The following is a 15561-nucleotide window of genomic DNA, read 5'->3' as shown; positions in this document are numbered from 1 at the left end:
CGGTTGGGGCTGTCACCAAACTAAAATTGGTTTTAGCTAGCTAAATCTGGCTAAGAGTTAAATCACTTCTAACGCGCCGCTGCGCCAAGGTTCGATAACCACTTTGATGTGGTCGTTGGGAGTCATTAACTGTCTAAACGCATCTTCCACACCATCGATCCCTACTTTGGCAGTGAGCATTTTCTGCCAAGGCAACTTATGTTCGGCAATCGCTTGTAGGCATTGCTCAAACTCGTGCGGTTGGTAGTAGTAAGAGAATCTCAAGTCGAGCTCTTTTACCGTTGCGTACGCGTAGTTAATGATTGCGGGTGTCGTATGGATACCCGAGATGACGATTCGCGCTCGGGCAGGGGCGCGGCGCATAAAATCGTCAATCAAGGTATGCTTGCCCACACATTCATAAATGACCAGATGTGAGTTCATCGCGTACTGCTCACCAACGGCGATCTCGTCTTCCTTGGTCGGGTTGATCAATCGATTTGCGCCAAACTCGCTGGCAAGTTGCAGCTTTTCTTCCTGAAGATCGACCGCAAGAATATTGCTGACGCCACGTTGTTTCAGTGCAGCAATCACAGCCAGCCCTATAGGACCGCAACCGACAACCAGCGCTGTTTCTTCCGTCTCGATTTCACTGCGATTGACCGCGTGCAAACCGACCGCCAGTGGTTCAGTCAGTGCCGCCGCCTCAGATGGCATTCCGTCTGGCACAGGTAGCAATAACGCTTCATCAAGCAGGAAGTACTCAGAGTAAGCGCCATAAGTACCCGGAGTAACACCAACGCCCGCGCCATTTTGGCTGAGCAACATCGGCACTGAGGTGACTCGGCTACCAACGGACAACGTTTGCTGCGTATCGGCACCGTATTCGATAATTTCCGCACAGAACTCATGCCCCAACATCACTTGAGCGTGCTCACCGGCTTCATCAGGCATCAACCCGAGCTGGTGGAATACATCAAATACCTCATCCGCGTGTCGAGTAATGTGAAGGTCGGAGCCACAAATGCCACAGGCAAGGCTGCGAACCAACACTTGTCCCGCTGCAGGTTTAGGGATTTCGACTTGCTTCAGGCGGACACTACCATCTTGCATTACGATACTGTTCATCTGTTGCATGGGGTTACTCCGCTAGCTCATCGCTTAGGCCAGCAATCGCACCCGGTTTGATGTAACGCGCGGTAAAGCCTTGTGCTTTCGCTGTTGCAATAACAACTTGCTCAATCCAACCTGCATCCATGATGTTGATGAAGTTACCTTCTTCGTCAAAGTTAATGTTGGCACCTTGGATCACCATAAATCCGTCGGCACCGCCTGAGCTTTCAGGGCAGTGGAAGGTATGAATTGAACCGCCCGGCTCATATAAGTAGCTGCCAGCGGTTTGGACTTGGTCCGGATACTCGATGTAGTGCCAAGCGCCACTCAGGGTATAGAAATGCACCACACCAGTGTGGTAGTGCTTAGGCAGAGTGATACCCGGTTTGAATTTGGCGCGAACCACCCAAGTCCCGTTTTCTGGATCAAGAAACAACGGGTAAACATCCACACCCGGTAACGCGTCTTCGATGATCGACTCTTCATTAGTATTAAGAGTTAATAAGAAATCTTGGTGCTGAATAACTTCTGGTAATGACATAACTTACATCCTCGCTATTGCTGTAATGTGGCGTACTCGCCTATCCCATAAGTGGGTACTTAAAATTCTCGAAACCGTCAGATGCGCTGATGGTACAACCGTTGATACAGTTGGCTTTCTCGCTGACCAGAAACGCCACCACATCAGCAATCTCTTCTGGTTGTGTGAAGTTTTGACGCATCTGTTCTTTGCGGATGTGGTCCCACAGGCCAATCTCTTCGTATTGCCTTAACATAGGAGTATCAACGCGTCCCGGAGCGACAGCGCAAACACGAATACCCAATGGTGCGAGTTCTAATGCGGCGCATTTGGTCATCATATCGACTGCGGCTTTACTGACGTTGTAGGTAAAGGTCATCTCAGACGCCATTCGTGCGTAAACAGAAGAAGTATTGAGGATCACGCCCGGCGTGCCTTGCGCTTGGAATTGTCTTCCAGAGGCAAGAATGCCGTAGTAAACGCCATTTTGGTTGACCTTAGAGATCGGCTCAAAATCGGCAATTGGGTCGTGGTCAAGCAGAGGTTTCGGGGCGCCGATGCCCGCGTTGTTGATCATGATATCGAGCGAGCCAAACTGTTCGGCTGCATGCTTGACCATGGCTTCCACTTCTTGGTATTCGGTGACGTCCGCAACAAATGTTCGTAGCTGATCTGCATCGAAGTCTTGATACACATTCAGTGATTGAGGGGAAATGTCGACAGCAAGTACTTTCGCGCCTTGTTCCAGCAGTTTGTGAATAATGGCTTGGCCAATTCCACCCGCAGCGCCGGTGACAATCGCGGTTTTATTGATAAGTTCCATACGGCTTCTCGTCCATGTGTTGTTGTTATCAAAATGTAACTTAGATCAACTCATTGACACTCACTTGACCTTTTGCGAAGTAAATTTGATATATTGCGATTTACAAGTTGTTAACATTTGAAAATCGAGACATGCATATCGTAAGAAGTGGCGCCGCCGATAAATTTGATAGCTTGGTTTCCGAACTAGGGCAGAATCCGGTTGAAATTATGGCTGCCGTCGGGCTGTCTGCGGCGCAATTTCGCGACCCCGATACCTATCTCGCTTATCCAAGGTTGGCTGAATTGCTGGAGGAAGCGGCTGCTCGTTGTCAGCAGCCGTTGTTTGGTGCGTTACTCGCCGAGCGCCAAAACCTGCAAAGTTTGGGCGATTTGCCAATGCTGGTTTCCCGGGCGCAAACGGTCGGTGAAGCCTTGGCGCGGGTGAATGATTTTCTCTATCTGCATTCGTCAGGAGTCACTCTCAACATGACCCCACAAGATGATTGGGTACGGTTGTCGCTCAATATTGATGTGCACAGCGAACGAGGTATCGCACAGCTGATGCAGCTCAGTGTGTCGCACTTAGCCATGTTTGTTGCGAGCTTACTTGATATTGAAGCGAGCTACTTCACTTTACACCTTACCCAACACGCAAGCTTCGAGGCAGAACAGAGCGAATTTGCCCAGCAGAACAAACTGCGTTTCGGTGATAAGTTTGACGGTATCCTACTTAAAGCGAGTCTGCTTAACGCTAAGAACCACCAAGATGAAGACGCACTAGAGCGCCATTTTCAGCAGCACCTCAAAGAGCTGCAAACTCGTTACCCCAACAATCTCAGTGACCAAGCAGCAAACATGATTGGCCGTCTGCTCTCAACCGGAGAATGCAGCGTTGAGCGCGTTGCAAGAGCATTGGATCTGCATCCGAGAATGCTGCAAAACAAGCTGAAACAACAGGGCACAAATTATCGGCAGCTTTTACAACAAGTGCGTCAGGATTTCGCCGAACAGCGATTGCATGAGAATATTCAGAGTATTACCGATATCGCGTTGCAACTGGGCTATGCAGAAACTGCGGTCTTCAGCCGCCACTTTCGTCGCTGGACGGGAAAATCGCCAAGGCGATGGCGACAAGAAAAAACTCAGTTACAAACGTTTAAGCCCATCAGTTAAAAGCATAGATAACCTATCGCTCAGACCAAAAAGTGTGAGGTGGGAGGGTTGGTATCGAGAATTTCAGCAATCACAGATAACCCGTGTTTGATGTAGCCTCGATTAGTCTCTGCTCCCAAACTGATTCGCACGTAAGGCATTGGCTGATTAGTATCGAGAACAAACGGTTTGTATCCCGTGATCTGCACCCCTGAACGCTTAGCCGAAGCAACCAGGTCATCGCTATTCCACTGCTCGGGTAGTCTCAACCAAATATGCTGTCCATTCGGGTGCGAGCTATAAACATGCCCTTCTAAAGCGGCTTTTGCTATTCGCTGTCGCTTAGCAAACTCATTGACTTGAAAGCGAATAAGTCGATTTAACGTACCGTTTTCGATCCACAAATGAGCGACTTCAAATGGTAATGGAGTCGCAGACCAACTCGTAGCCGCTAAACGACCAATCGCGTGCTGCAGAAAATGACGTGGGACCGTCAGATAGCCAGTGCGCATGCCTGGCGCTACAACTTTGGTTAAACTGGTGACATAGAAAGCTTGTTCGGGTAACAATGTGGCAAGGGGTGGGACACGGTTAGGTTCTAGTGCTCCATACACGTCATCTTCAATTACATAGATGTCGTATTGCTGCGCAATATTCGCTATCGCCTCTCGGCGTTCAACATCCATATGCGCACTAGTCGGGTTAGCCATGCTCGGTGTGCAACACAATACCTTGATTGGTTTGTGTTTACATGCCCATTCAAATGCATCCGGCGTTATACCAAACTCATCCATTTCAAGTGGTTGCAACTTAAATCCAAGCATTCTCGAGCGAGAGATCAAGCCATGATCAACCAAGTGACCACAAGCAACTAAATCGCCGTGTTCAACAACTGTGCTTAAAGCCAACGTTAAACCATGGCATGCGCCATTTGTGAGTAATATTTGATCGGCACCCACATCCAACCCTTGGCTACTTAGAAATCGTGCTCCTGACTCAATATGATGAGGCTGACCTGTTACCGGCTTTGCTTTACTGATCAAACCACGATTGTTTGTTTGCCCAGCAATCTCCATTAACGCCTGATTAAAAAGCGTAATGTGGCGATCGGTCACCACTGGATGTGCAATCGACATATCAATTTCATCCGGCGTTTCTTTCATCTCTTGTGTCAGCATGAACTCCGTGTCCGTACTTTCATCCACAAAACCTGATTTGACAAAAGTACCATTTCCAACCCAAGACTCGATCGCCCCTTTTTTCTCTGCATAACCATATGCATGGCTCACCGTTTGTACGCTGACGCCAATTTGCTCTGCAAACTCACGATGTGTGGGTAATCGAGTTCCCGGTTTTAGATAACCACTGCGGACACATTCGACAAGATAGTTACCAATGGAGATGTATTTAGCGGTGCCTGGCCGAATGATCGGGTTCAAAGAAATTGTCATGACACAATATTTTAATTGATTCATTTTTAACGCTCATTGTAACTTCTATTTAACAAATGGCGAACTTTAACTCACAAAACGAGGTGAAATGCACAAAAATAAACCACAATTGTAATGATTGACATGAAATGTATGGGTTAAACAAACATGTTAAACAGCATCGTTCAATCCAAATACAACCCCAGAGGTAAATTGCAATCATTTTTAACGCAGATCTGGCTAGCTGGTAGAAGGTAGAAATACCTCAGCGTCTCCGAAGGCCCATAAGGCGTCGGATTTCTAACAAGGAGAAAATATGAGAGGCGTTGCTTTGCATTTTACACTGGATGAGTTCCAGGATCGGTTAACGAAAGTTCGGCAATCGATGGAAGAAAGAGAATTGGATGTCCTTATCATTCATGACCCTTCTAACATGGCGTGGCTGACAGGCTATGATGGGTGGTCTTTTTACGTGCCACAATGTGTCGTTGTTGGTCCATCTGATGAGCCAGTTTGGTTTGGACGCTGCCAAGATGCCAACGGAGCATACAGGACTGCGTATATGTCGGCAGAAAACATCACCTACTATCCAGACCATTATGTAATGAATCCGCCGCTACACCCGATGGATTTCCTGGTCGAAGCCGTACTGGCTCCGCGCCTTTGGGATCGTGGTCGCATCGGTGTAGAAAAAGATAACTATTACTTTAGCGCCACCGCTTACGAATCACTCACTACGCACCTACCGAATGCTCAACTTCTCGATGCAACTGGACTAGTCAACTGGTGCCGCGCCGTTAAATCCGATCAAGAACTGGCATACATGTACCGTGCCGCTCGCATTGTTGAAAATATGCACCGCGTCGCGTTCGACATGATTGAACCAGGATTACCGAAACACCACCTTGTTGCCGAGATTAACCGCCAAGCCGTGCTCGGGCATGAAGACCACTTTGGCGATTACACCGCGATTGTGCCGCTTTTGCCATCAGGTTCTGATGCTTCCGCACCTCACCTGACTTGGGATGACAGACCCTTCAAGAAAGGCGAAGGGACGTTTTTTGAAATCGCAGGGGCGCACCGCCGTTACCACTGCCCACTCTCACGCACTATTTTTCTTGGCGAGCCTGACGACAAGTTCAAACGAGCCGACGAAGCCCTGACTCTAGGACTTGAAGCGGGCTTGAAAGTGGCAAAGCCCGGAAATACCTGCGCCGACATCGCCAATGCACTAAACCAGGTTCTCGATAAAGCGGGATTCTCACGCGAAGGTGCCCGTTGTGGCTACCCAATAGGTTTGAGCTACCCACCAGATTGGGGGGAACGAACCATGAGTTTGCGAGACACCGATAAAACCATCTTGAGAGAAGGCATGACATTCCATTTTATGCCGGGGCTGTGGTTCAAAGATTGGGGGTTAGAAACAACGGAAAGTATCGTCATTACCCATGATGGAGCAAAAACGCTGTGTGACTTTCCACGCCACTTATTTGTTAAACACTAATTTTTCAAACCTCAGGCTCTGTTGAGCTAGGTCTGAGAACTAAAAGGACTTGATATGCAAAAAAGCTCGATCACAGCCACCATAGACTTTGACCGAGAAGGTGTACAGCACGGCTTTTTAACGCTGCCCTATTCACATGACGACTCCGCTTGGGGAAGTATTATGATACCTATCACCGTGATCAAAAATGGTCACGGACCAACCGCACTGCTTACTGGCGGTAATCACGGAGACGAATACGAAGGCATCACCAGCCTGCTAAAATTGACGAACTCGCTTCAGGCAGATCAAATCCAAGGTCGTGTCATTATTGTACCCATGATGAACTTACCTGCGGTACAAAATGCCTCACGTACGTCGTTTATCGATAAGGGGAATTTAAATCGCAGCTTTCCCGGCAACCCCATAGGCACAGTGACCGAGAAAATTGCGGATTATTTTACTCGTTATCTAGTTCCTAAGTGCGATTTTGCGTTAGACATTCACTCAGGTGGTAAAACGTTAGATATCGTGCCGTTCGCCGCTGCCCATCGTCTCGACAATCTCGATCAAGAAGAAGCCTGCATATTAGGTGCAAAACTGTTTGGCGCACCTTACACCATGATCTTGCTCGAAATGGACGCCACCAGCCTGTATGACACTGCCGTGGAGTCTCAGGGAAAAATCTTTGTTACCACCGAACTCAGAGGAGGCGGAACCAGCACTCCAGAAACCATCGCTTATTCCGACCGTGGCATTCGCAACTTCTTGCGCTTCTCAGGCAACTTGCCCGGTGACTACGAACAACCAACCCAACCAACTAAGTTATTAGATATGCCTGATGCAAGTTGTTATGTGCAAAGCCAGCACCAGGGCATCACAGAATACTTATTTGATCTTGGCGATACCGTCAAAAAGGGAGATGTATTAGTGAGAATCTTCTCGACCGAGCGCACAGGTACCGCCCCCGTTGAGTACAAGTCACAGCGCAATGGTATTTTCGCGGCACGTCGTTTTCCTGCTATGGTGAATATCGGTGAAACTATCGCAGTTATAGCCGAAGACTGCGGCGAGATAGGCTGATTGAAAAGCCAACTAAAGAAATCAAAACAAATGGCATACCAGAAGCAAACTGGAAAGCACCTTATAACAACGACCAGTCATCAGCCTTTCATGAAATGATTAGTATTCAACAGGGAGACTCATAATGCGCCTCGATCGCTACGACGTAAAAATTCTACAAATACTTCATGATAATGGTCGTATCACCAAATCTCACCTTGCCGAGGCCATCAACCTATCCGTGAGCCCTTGCTGGGAGCGTGTCAAAAAACTGGAAGAAGCAGGCATCATTGAAGGCTACGGAGCAAAAGTAAATACCGATATTTTGTTCAAACGAACGTCGGTTATGGTTGAAGTTACACTCAAAGAACACAACGCCCAAGCGTTCAAACGCTTCGAGCAACTGGTTCAACATTCACCAGAAGTCACTGATTGCTATGCCACGGGCGGTGGTATCGATTACATCCTTAAAATTCAGTCAGAAGATATCGACCAATATCAGCGGCTTATCGACAACTGGTTAGACTCAGATGTGGGCATTGAGCGCTACTTTACTTACATTGTGACAAAAACAATCAAACGTGATGCGGGCACATTCGAAGTAAACCAAAACGCTTTGTTATAAAAGGGAAAATGCGCATCAGGCGTGAACAGAAAAAACACCATATTTAACGGCACTAAAAAGAAAGTTCTGACGTTTTAAACCTCGGTATCAGAAATTATTTCGGTCACTTCTCCATTACAGTTTCATTATGGACAACGATGCTGGGAGAAGGACTCATGACAGCACTGCACAGCTTACACGCTGAAGAATTAAAAGCCTCGCACGACATGATGGCGATAATGAAAGACGTACGTTTGGTGAGAGGTTTAGCGTACGTAAATGGCAAATGGGTAAGTGGTGATCAATTTCATCCGGTGGATAATCCAGCAGATGGCACGGTCATCGGTTACATCACTAAGCTATCTCAGCAACAACTCTATCAAGCGATTGATGAAGCCGACCAAGCCTTTCGTCAATGGCGAAAAATGCAAGCAGAAGAACGCGCTGAAATTCTCATGCGTTGGCACGACCTGATTCTAGAATCAAAGCAAGATCTTGCCCATTTGATGGTGATGGAGCAAGGAAAAACACTAGGTGATGCTGTAGGTGAGATTGACTACGGCGCATCCTTTGTTCGTTGGTTTGCCGAAGAAGCACGCCGCTGTTATGGCGAAACCATCCCAAGTCATATTCCGAATGCGCAGCTATCAACCGTGCGCGAGCCGATTGGTGTCGCAGCACTGATTACGCCATGGAACTTTCCTAATGCCATGATCACACGCAAAGCCGCTGCCGCACTAGCAATAGGCTGTCCGGTGCTCATTAAGCCCGCCAGTGAAACGCCTTTTTCTGCGTTAGCGTTGGCAGAGTTAGCAGACCGAGCTGGCTTTCCACCTGGTGTCTTTAACGTGATCACTGGCGATGCGGTGATGGTGTCACAAACCTTGTGTCACTCCGATAAAGTCAAAGCGCTCTCGTTCACAGGCTCAACTCGAGTAGGCAAACTATTGCTACGCGACGCGGCACAAACCGTGAAGAAGTGCAGTATGGAACTCGGTGGTAACGCCCCTTTCATCGTGCTGCCAGATATGGATATCGAGCAAGCAGCCAAAGCCGCCGTGGATGCGAAGTTTCAAACCGCAGGACAAGACTGCTTGGCCGCAAACCGTATTTTCGTCCCTGACGATAAGTACGAAGCGTTTTTGGAAGCGTTTGCCAAAGAAATGAGCCACATCGTTTTGGGCAATGGCTTAGACGAAAAAACCACCATGGGACCACTTATTAATCGCACTGCGGTGGATAAAGCGCATGATTTGGTGCGTGACGCGCTCGACAAAGGCGCGCGATTGGTAGCGGGATACCACCAGCCCGTACCAGGCGAAAACTTCTTCGCGCCGACATTGCTAGCCGATGTAACCTCTGAAATGGCGGTGTATCGCGAAGAGAATTTTTGTCCTGTGGCAGGCGTATTGCCTTACCAAGACTTAGATACCGTGATTGAAATGAGCAACGACACTGAGTACGGCTTAGCTGCCTATGTTTATGGTCACGATATTCACCAAATTTGGCACTGCATGCGCGGTTTGGAGTTTGGCATGGTGAGCGTGAACTCCGTCAAAATGACAGGGCACCCTATCCCATTCGGCGGCGTGAAACAGTCTGGTCTTGGACGAGAAGGAAGCCGTCACGGATTTGAAGAATACAGCGAAATCAAATACTGCTGCTTAGGCGCTTTACCAACCGTCAGTGGCAGTTGAGGCACGAAATATGGATATCCAATTATTCGAGGAGAAGGATCATGAGTAACAAAACCCAACAACTTTTAGAGATCGATCGTCAGAGAGTATTTCATGCCTCAACCCACCTGAAGCAGTATGCGGCCGGGGAGCTTCCGGGAAGAATTATCTCGAGCGGAAGCGGAATACGCATCACCGATTCAGAAGGCATCGAGCTGATAGACGGCTTTGCCGGGTTGTATTGTGTAAACATTGGCTATGGCAGGACCGAAATGGCCGATGCGGTTTATGAGCAAGCCAAAGAACTGGCGTACTACCACACGTACGTCGGTCATACGAACGAAGCGCTCGTGACACTGTCAGATCGCATCATCAAAATGGCGCCTGAAGGCATGAGCAAAGTTTACTACGGCATGTCAGGCAGCGACGCGAACGAAACTCAACTTAAGTTGGTATGGTATTACAACAATGCTCGTGGTCTACCAGAGAAGAAAAAAATCATTTCGCGTGACCGCGGCTACCATGGTTCAAGTATCGCGTCCGGTTCAATGACAGGTTTGCCGCTGTTCCACGCCCATTTTGATTTACCACTTGAGCGTATCAAACACACCATCGCGCCATATTATTATCGCCGTGAAGACGAGAGTATGTCTGAGCTCGAATTCTCTCAATATTGCGCAGATCAACTCGAAGCGATGATCTTGGAAGAAGGCCCAGAAACGGTAGCAGCAATGATTGCAGAACCAGTGCTCGGTACTGGCGGTATTGTGCCACCACCAGCAGGGTACTGGCAGGCGATTCGCAAAGTGCTCGACAAATACGATGTACTCTTGATTGCGGATGAAGTGGTGTGTGGCTTTGGTCGCCTCGGCTCCGATTTTGGCTCACTGCACTACGACATGAAACCAGATCTCATCACGGTAGCGAAAGGGTTAACCTCAGCGTATCAACCGCTGTCTGGCGTGATCGTCGGTGAACGAGTTTGGAGTGTGCTAGAAAACGGCACCGACCAATGGGGCGCTATCGGACACGGTTATACCTACTCTGGTCACCCAATGGGAGCGGCAGCCGCGAACTGCAACCTCGATATCATTGAACGTGAAGGCTTGGTAAAAAACGCGGCCGAAGTCGGCGCTTACTTGCAGCAACGCATGGCGGAGACGTTTAGCGATCATCCATTGGTCGGTGATACTCGTGGCGTTGGCTTGTTGCATGCGTTGGAGTTTTCTTCAGACAAGCTCCGCCGTGCACACTTTGATCCAAACTTGAAAGTAGGCCCGCAAATCGCGGCTGCCTGTTTAGAGCAAGGCTTAATCGCTCGCGCCATGCCACATGGTGACATCCTCGGATTTGCTCCACCGCTTATCGCGAACCGTAACGATATAGACACCATTGTCGACAAAGCGCATCAAGCGGTAAACAAAGTGATGGATAACCTTGTCACATCTAAACAGTGGCAGCCATAACCCACCTAGATTTCAGTAACGCTCGCGGGCTTTGGAGAAGGCCCGCTTTGCACTTTCCATTAAAGAGATAACAAGCCAACCAAACATTTTAGACCCATAGAAAGCACTATTATTTACTACAAGTGGCAATAGTGGGTAAAATGCCCAAAATTGCGCACTAACTGGATAAAACATGGCAAAACTTACCCTTCAAGAACAAATGCTGAAAGCTGGCTTAGTTAATGAAAAGAAACTAAAGAAAGCGAAGAAAGGCTCTAAAAAATCACGCGTTCAAGCACGCGAAGTAAAAGCGGCGGTTGAAGAGAATAAACGCCAACAGTTAGAGCGTGATAAACAATTGAGCGAGCAGCAAAATGCTGAGCGACTAAACAAAGAGATCAAAGCGCAGATCAATCAATTGATTGAGATGAACAAGATCGAGCTAAAAGATGGCGACATCAAATACAACTTCACTCACGGTACGCTAGTGAAATCACTTTATGTAGATTCACTTATCCGCGAGCAGTTGATCAAAGGTATTTTGGCAATCGCAATTGTTGGTGAAAGCTATGTTGTCATTCCACGTGGAGTAGCGAATAAAATTGCTCAACGTGATGAGTCCGTCATCATCGAACAAAAAGAACCTGAATCGGACATTCCAGCAGAAGACGATCCATACGCAGATTTCGTCGTGCCTGACGATTTGATGTGGTAACAATAAATTAATCGATGCATCAACGAAAAGAGCCGCTAATGTAACATCAGCGGCTTTTTTATAGAAAAATAATCTACAGAGATGATGTTTTGTTATTGCTTACTTAGTAGCAAATTCGCCCCTGATGCAGCTAAAAACAACGAACATCCGCGATTGAAACGTTTCGCCATTTTGGGATTTGAAAACCAGTGTCTCAAGTACAAACCAAAGATGGCATAGATTGAAATGGCGACCATTTCTAATATCAAAAACGTGGAGCCAAGGGCAAAAAACTGCTCTTGAACGTTAGCATTGGCATCAACAAATTGCGGCAAGAATGCAGTAAAAATAAGAATCGCTTTCGGGTTGCCAGCAGCAAGCGTAAATTCTTGCTTCGCAAGTCCTGCGTAATTGCGCGAATTGTCCAAGTCAGAGATCGGGCTGGACTCTGAACGCCAAAGGTTAAACGCAATCCACAGTAGATACAGCGCTCCTACCAACTTTATTGCCAAAAATAGCATTTCTGACGTATACAAAATCACAGCCAGACCTGATGCAGACAACGCAATCATCGCTGAAAAAGCAGCAATTCTGCCTAAACTGGCCGTAAACGCGGCCCTAAAGCCGTAACAACGCGCATTATTCATTGCCAATAAATTGTTTGGGCCTGGAGCCATATTTAGAGCGAAGCAAGCAGGAATAAAAAGGAGAAGCTGCCAAATATCCATAATAAAATGGTCTTAGTGAGTGATTTTGATCGGTACCCTAACATCTGTTAATAAAGTGAGTAAACCACAAACCGATCTTAAAGCAACTCAGCATCAAATCGTGCCGTGCGAGCTTGAACTAACGTGCAGTTCGTTTCAGCCATCAGCTCCGCTAGGGTGATGTTTGGGTTTTGTCTCACCAAACGTATCAACTTCACGTCCAAAGGTTCCAATTTGTCTTGGTGAGCAAGTAGAGCTTGTTCGATCTTGTTGATCGCAAATCGCATCGTCTCTGCTTCTTCGTTTTTGAGATGCTCTAAAAACGCTTTTACATCCAAAGCCTCGCCCGAGATTTGCCAGTGACGAGATCGTCTAATTCGCTTAAGATCGCACTGTTTTTCTGCTGCGAGTGTTTTCGCTCGCTTGGCATGGTCGCCCCCAATACGGTGAATCAAGGATGGGAGCGAAATCGTAATCTTCGTTTCTTTCATGGCTTTTTCTTTCATCGCCTTAGCCCTCAACCACCGACACATTCTCGCCAACCCAAGCCAACAACTGTTTTGCCGCTTTGGACAACACCTGATTTTGACGCACGATGTAGCCGAAATCAGTGTTTGGAAAACTTGGCAAAGGCGTAACTTCACGAGAAAGCTTTAATCTCGGATCGAGCGAGAAATCCGGCACAATAGCAGTCCCAAATCCCGCTTCCGCCCAGTCGATTTGTGCTTCCACACTGCCCACTTCCATCACGCGATGCTTAGGCAGATTTAGCTCAGGTAAAGACGCATCAATCAGCTCTCGGGTTCGAGTATCGTGCCCTAGTAGAATCAGCGTCTGGCTCTCTTTTCGATTGTCTTGCCACTCAAAAATGTTATCGCCAAACGCACACCAGTGAATTTGCGTGAGAGGCGTAAAATGCAGCGGTTGACTCTCTTTTTGTGCGATAACAAAGCCGATATCGGCACGCGCACTTTTCACCAAATCCACCGCTTGAGAAGATGTGGTGTTGAACAATGCCAAGTCGATCCCCGGATATTCACTTTTGAATTGCTGAAATGGTTTGATAAGCAGTAAACGTGAAACAATATCGCTCGCCGCAATAGAAAGCGTCCCCTGCGTAAGATCGTTGATGGCATTGAGATCTGACTGACAAATTTTCAGCTCATTGAGCATCCGCTGCGCAGTAGCTAACAAACGCTTCCCCGCTTGCGTCAACTGCACGGGATTTCGCTCAATCAATTTCGTGCGCGTGGCTTGCTCCAACTGCTTGATATGCAAACTTACGTTCGGCTGCGTCATGTGCAGTTCCGTCGCTGTTTTACCAAAGTGTTTTACCTCTGCAAGAGTTACGAAGGTTCGCAGCCAGTTCAAATCTAACATTGCCAATTCCGATATGAGATTCTTATCAAGTTAATGAGTATAATTAATTTCTCTTATTATGGCGAACGTCTTAAGATTTTTGCATCTGTTTTTGGAGATTAAATTATGTCGTCTATCGTTGTTGTGGGTGCAAACTGGGGTGATGAAGGCAAAGGCCGCATCGTTGACTTTTTGGCAGAGCAAGCTTCTGCGAGCATTCGTTTCCAAGGTGGTAACAACGCGGGTCACACCGTGGTTAACGATCTAGGTACGTTTAAGCTGCACCAGCTACCAAGTGGCGTATTCAACCCAGACTGTTTGGCAGTGTTAGGTCCGGGTATGGTTATCAGCCCTGCGTTGCTGTCTCAGGAGATTGCGGAAGTTGAAGAAGCGGGCGTAAAAGTGAATATGTGCATCTCTGATCGCGCAACACTGTGTCTACCTCTACACGCACTAGAAGATACGCTAGAAGAACAACGTTTAGGCGACAAAGCATACGGTTCAACTCGCCAAGGTATTGCACCTGCGTACGGTGATCGCGTAATGAAGAAAGGCATCCTAGTTGGTTGGTTGAAGCAACCAGAAGTATTGGTTGAACGCCTTCAATTCATGATGGATTGGAAACTGCCGCAACTGCGTGCACTTTACCCGACGTTCGAGTTTGAACAAACCGCTGAAGAACTGGCGAACTGGCTGCTAGAAGTCTCTGCACCTTGGCGCGATTCAATTTGCAACGTAACGCTTCCTCTAAAAGAACTACAAGCGAAAGGCAAAACTCTATTGTTCGAAGCGCAGCTTGGCGCGGGTCGTGACCTTGTTTACGGTGAGTACCCTTGGACAACATCTTCTAACGTTGTATCAATGTACGCGGGTATCGGTAGTGGCCTTCCGGCACTTCGTCCTGAACGCGTTATTGCGGTTGCAAAAGCCTTCAGCTCATCAGTGGGTACTGGTACGTTGATCACTGCAATGGAAGAGCAAGACGCTTTCCGCGAACTTGCTGGCGAGTTCGGTGCAACTACGGGTCGTCCACGCGACATGGGCTACTTCGACGCAGTCGCTACGAAAAATGGCGTTGAACTGCAAGCCGCAACTGAAATTGCACTAACGAAAGTAGACTGTTTGACTGGCCTTAACGATCTGAAAATCTGTGTTGGCTACGAAGGCGACCACAGCGAAAACCCAATCTGGCCTCAAACTGCCTCTCTTGCGCCAATCTACGAGAAGATGGAAAGCTGGAGCGAGGACATCACTGGTTGTCGTAAGTTTGAAGAGCTTCCAGTAGCAGCACAGAAATACGTTCTACGCATTGAGGAACTCATGGGCGTACCAGTAAAAATGGTGTCTGTGGGTCCTGGTCGTGAACAAATGATTATGCGATAAGATGTGAATTAACACATCATTGGCAAGCGGCTTTTATCTGTTCCGGGGTAAAGCCGCTTTTTTTTTACACTGTAAACTTTGGAAAATTGCACGGCTAAATTCATGTTTAATAACCTCATCACGAGACTCCTACCTCCTTTATTTATAAAT

15 protein-coding genes are annotated in these 15561 nt (G+C 47.7%); 8 read left to right on the top strand and 7 right to left on the bottom strand.

Annotated features, from left to right (window positions below):
* Positions 1-57: 57 nt before the first annotated feature.
* Genes R7Q09_RS05840 through R7Q09_RS05830 form a run of 3 tightly spaced genes read right to left on the bottom strand, consistent with a single transcriptional unit; the run spans position 58 to position 2435 of the window.
* Positions 58-1116: a zinc-binding dehydrogenase gene (locus tag R7Q09_RS05840; RefSeq protein ID WP_170896896.1), complete on the bottom strand. Its 1059-nt coding sequence runs from the start codon at positions 1114-1116 to the stop codon at positions 58-60.
* Between the two features lie 4 nt (positions 1117-1120).
* Positions 1121-1633, bottom strand: coding sequence for a 2,4'-dihydroxyacetophenone dioxygenase family protein (locus R7Q09_RS05835; RefSeq protein ID WP_023585584.1), 513 nt, complete (start codon positions 1631-1633; stop codon positions 1121-1123).
* A 40-nt stretch (positions 1634-1673) separates the two neighbouring features.
* Entirely contained in the window at positions 1674-2435 is a 762-nt protein-coding gene (locus R7Q09_RS05830; protein WP_054702561.1) for an SDR family NAD(P)-dependent oxidoreductase, read from the bottom strand.
* Between the two features lie 131 nt (positions 2436-2566).
* On the opposite strand from R7Q09_RS05830, the gene R7Q09_RS05825 reads away from it, so the two are divergent.
* Complete coding sequence (locus R7Q09_RS05825; protein ID WP_170896895.1) at positions 2567-3589, top strand: helix-turn-helix domain-containing protein; 1023 nt, start codon at positions 2567-2569, stop codon at positions 3587-3589.
* Positions 3590-3609: 20 nt separating this feature from the next.
* On the opposite strand, the gene R7Q09_RS05820 is transcribed toward R7Q09_RS05825, so the two are convergent.
* Complete coding sequence (locus R7Q09_RS05820; RefSeq protein WP_080996739.1) at positions 3610-5043, bottom strand: PLP-dependent aminotransferase family protein; 1434 nt, start codon at positions 5041-5043, stop codon at positions 3610-3612.
* A gap of 271 nt (positions 5044-5314) precedes the next feature.
* Between R7Q09_RS05820 and doeA the strand changes: the two genes are divergently transcribed.
* From doeA to R7Q09_RS05790, 6 genes are all read left to right on the top strand, one after another.
* Positions 5315-6502: an ectoine hydrolase DoeA gene (gene doeA, locus R7Q09_RS05815; RefSeq protein ID WP_005373780.1), complete on the top strand. Its 1188-nt coding sequence runs from the start codon at positions 5315-5317 to the stop codon at positions 6500-6502.
* A gap of 54 nt (positions 6503-6556) precedes the next feature.
* Complete coding sequence (gene doeB / locus R7Q09_RS05810; protein WP_318070599.1) at positions 6557-7564, top strand: N(2)-acetyl-L-2,4-diaminobutanoate deacetylase DoeB; 1008 nt, start codon at positions 6557-6559, stop codon at positions 7562-7564.
* Between the two features lie 124 nt (positions 7565-7688).
* Positions 7689-8168, top strand: a complete 480-nt coding sequence (locus tag R7Q09_RS05805) for an Lrp/AsnC family transcriptional regulator (RefSeq protein WP_005387046.1) — start codon at positions 7689-7691, stop codon at positions 8166-8168.
* Between the two features lie 155 nt (positions 8169-8323).
* Positions 8324-9844, top strand: a complete 1521-nt coding sequence (locus tag R7Q09_RS05800; RefSeq protein ID WP_213965405.1) for an NAD-dependent succinate-semialdehyde dehydrogenase — start codon at positions 8324-8326, stop codon at positions 9842-9844.
* A gap of 41 nt (positions 9845-9885) precedes the next feature.
* Complete coding sequence (locus R7Q09_RS05795) at positions 9886-11289, top strand: aspartate aminotransferase family protein (RefSeq protein ID WP_318070598.1); 1404 nt, start codon at positions 9886-9888, stop codon at positions 11287-11289.
* A gap of 172 nt (positions 11290-11461) precedes the next feature.
* Positions 11462-11983, top strand: a complete 522-nt coding sequence (locus tag R7Q09_RS05790; RefSeq protein WP_086047532.1) for a DUF2058 domain-containing protein — start codon at positions 11462-11464, stop codon at positions 11981-11983.
* A gap of 92 nt (positions 11984-12075) precedes the next feature.
* On the opposite strand, the gene R7Q09_RS05785 is transcribed toward R7Q09_RS05790, so the two are convergent.
* The 3 genes from R7Q09_RS05785 to R7Q09_RS05775 form a co-directional block, all read right to left on the bottom strand.
* Complete coding sequence (locus R7Q09_RS05785) at positions 12076-12690, bottom strand: LysE family translocator (protein ID WP_017633575.1); 615 nt, start codon at positions 12688-12690, stop codon at positions 12076-12078.
* 77 nt (positions 12691-12767) lie between these two features.
* Complete coding sequence (locus R7Q09_RS05780; protein WP_017819813.1) at positions 12768-13160, bottom strand: ribosome recycling factor family protein; 393 nt, start codon at positions 13158-13160, stop codon at positions 12768-12770.
* A gap of 19 nt (positions 13161-13179) precedes the next feature.
* The gene (locus tag R7Q09_RS05775) at positions 13180-14049 is read right to left on the bottom strand and encodes a LysR family transcriptional regulator (protein ID WP_086047533.1); all 870 of its coding nucleotides are present in this window, start codon (positions 14047-14049) and stop codon (positions 13180-13182) included.
* A gap of 105 nt (positions 14050-14154) precedes the next feature.
* Between R7Q09_RS05775 and R7Q09_RS05770 the strand changes: the two genes are divergently transcribed.
* Positions 14155-15411: an adenylosuccinate synthase gene (locus R7Q09_RS05770; protein ID WP_318070597.1), complete on the top strand. Its 1257-nt coding sequence runs from the start codon at positions 14155-14157 to the stop codon at positions 15409-15411.
* Positions 15412-15561: the final 150 nt, after the last annotated feature.

It is taken from the genome of Vibrio sp. 2130-1 (assembly GCF_033339515.1).
Note: the sequence above shows the minus strand (reverse complement) of the source record. Positions and strands in the feature narration are given on the sequence as shown.

Coding starts and splice junctions, on each gene's coding strand:
- R7Q09_RS05800 (WP_213965405.1), top strand. CDS start 8,324: ATGACAGCACTGCACAGCTTACACGCTGAAGAATTAAAAGCCTCGCAC.
- R7Q09_RS05805 (WP_005387046.1), top strand. CDS start 7,689: ATGCGCCTCGATCGCTACGACGTAAAAATTCTACAAATACTTCATGAT.
- R7Q09_RS05785 (WP_017633575.1), bottom strand. CDS start 12,690: ATGGATATTTGGCAGCTTCTCCTTTTTATTCCTGCTTGCTTCGCTCTA.
- R7Q09_RS05775 (WP_086047533.1), bottom strand. CDS start 14,049: ATGTTAGATTTGAACTGGCTGCGAACCTTCGTAACTCTTGCAGAGGTA.
- doeA (WP_005373780.1), top strand. CDS start 5,315: ATGAGAGGCGTTGCTTTGCATTTTACACTGGATGAGTTCCAGGATCGG.
- doeB (WP_318070599.1), top strand. CDS start 6,557: ATGCAAAAAAGCTCGATCACAGCCACCATAGACTTTGACCGAGAAGGT.
- R7Q09_RS05820 (WP_080996739.1), bottom strand. CDS start 5,043: ATGAATCAATTAAAATATTGTGTCATGACAATTTCTTTGAACCCGATC.
- R7Q09_RS05840 (WP_170896896.1), bottom strand. CDS start 1,116: ATGCAACAGATGAACAGTATCGTAATGCAAGATGGTAGTGTCCGCCTG.
- R7Q09_RS05825 (WP_170896895.1), top strand. CDS start 2,567: ATGCATATCGTAAGAAGTGGCGCCGCCGATAAATTTGATAGCTTGGTT.
- R7Q09_RS05780 (WP_017819813.1), bottom strand. CDS start 13,160: ATGAAAGAAACGAAGATTACGATTTCGCTCCCATCCTTGATTCACCGT.
- R7Q09_RS05790 (WP_086047532.1), top strand. CDS start 11,462: ATGGCAAAACTTACCCTTCAAGAACAAATGCTGAAAGCTGGCTTAGTT.
- R7Q09_RS05835 (WP_023585584.1), bottom strand. CDS start 1,633: ATGTCATTACCAGAAGTTATTCAGCACCAAGATTTCTTATTAACTCTT.
- R7Q09_RS05830 (WP_054702561.1), bottom strand. CDS start 2,435: ATGGAACTTATCAATAAAACCGCGATTGTCACCGGCGCTGCGGGTGGA.
- R7Q09_RS05795 (WP_318070598.1), top strand. CDS start 9,886: ATGAGTAACAAAACCCAACAACTTTTAGAGATCGATCGTCAGAGAGTA.
- R7Q09_RS05770 (WP_318070597.1), top strand. CDS start 14,155: ATGTCGTCTATCGTTGTTGTGGGTGCAAACTGGGGTGATGAAGGCAAA.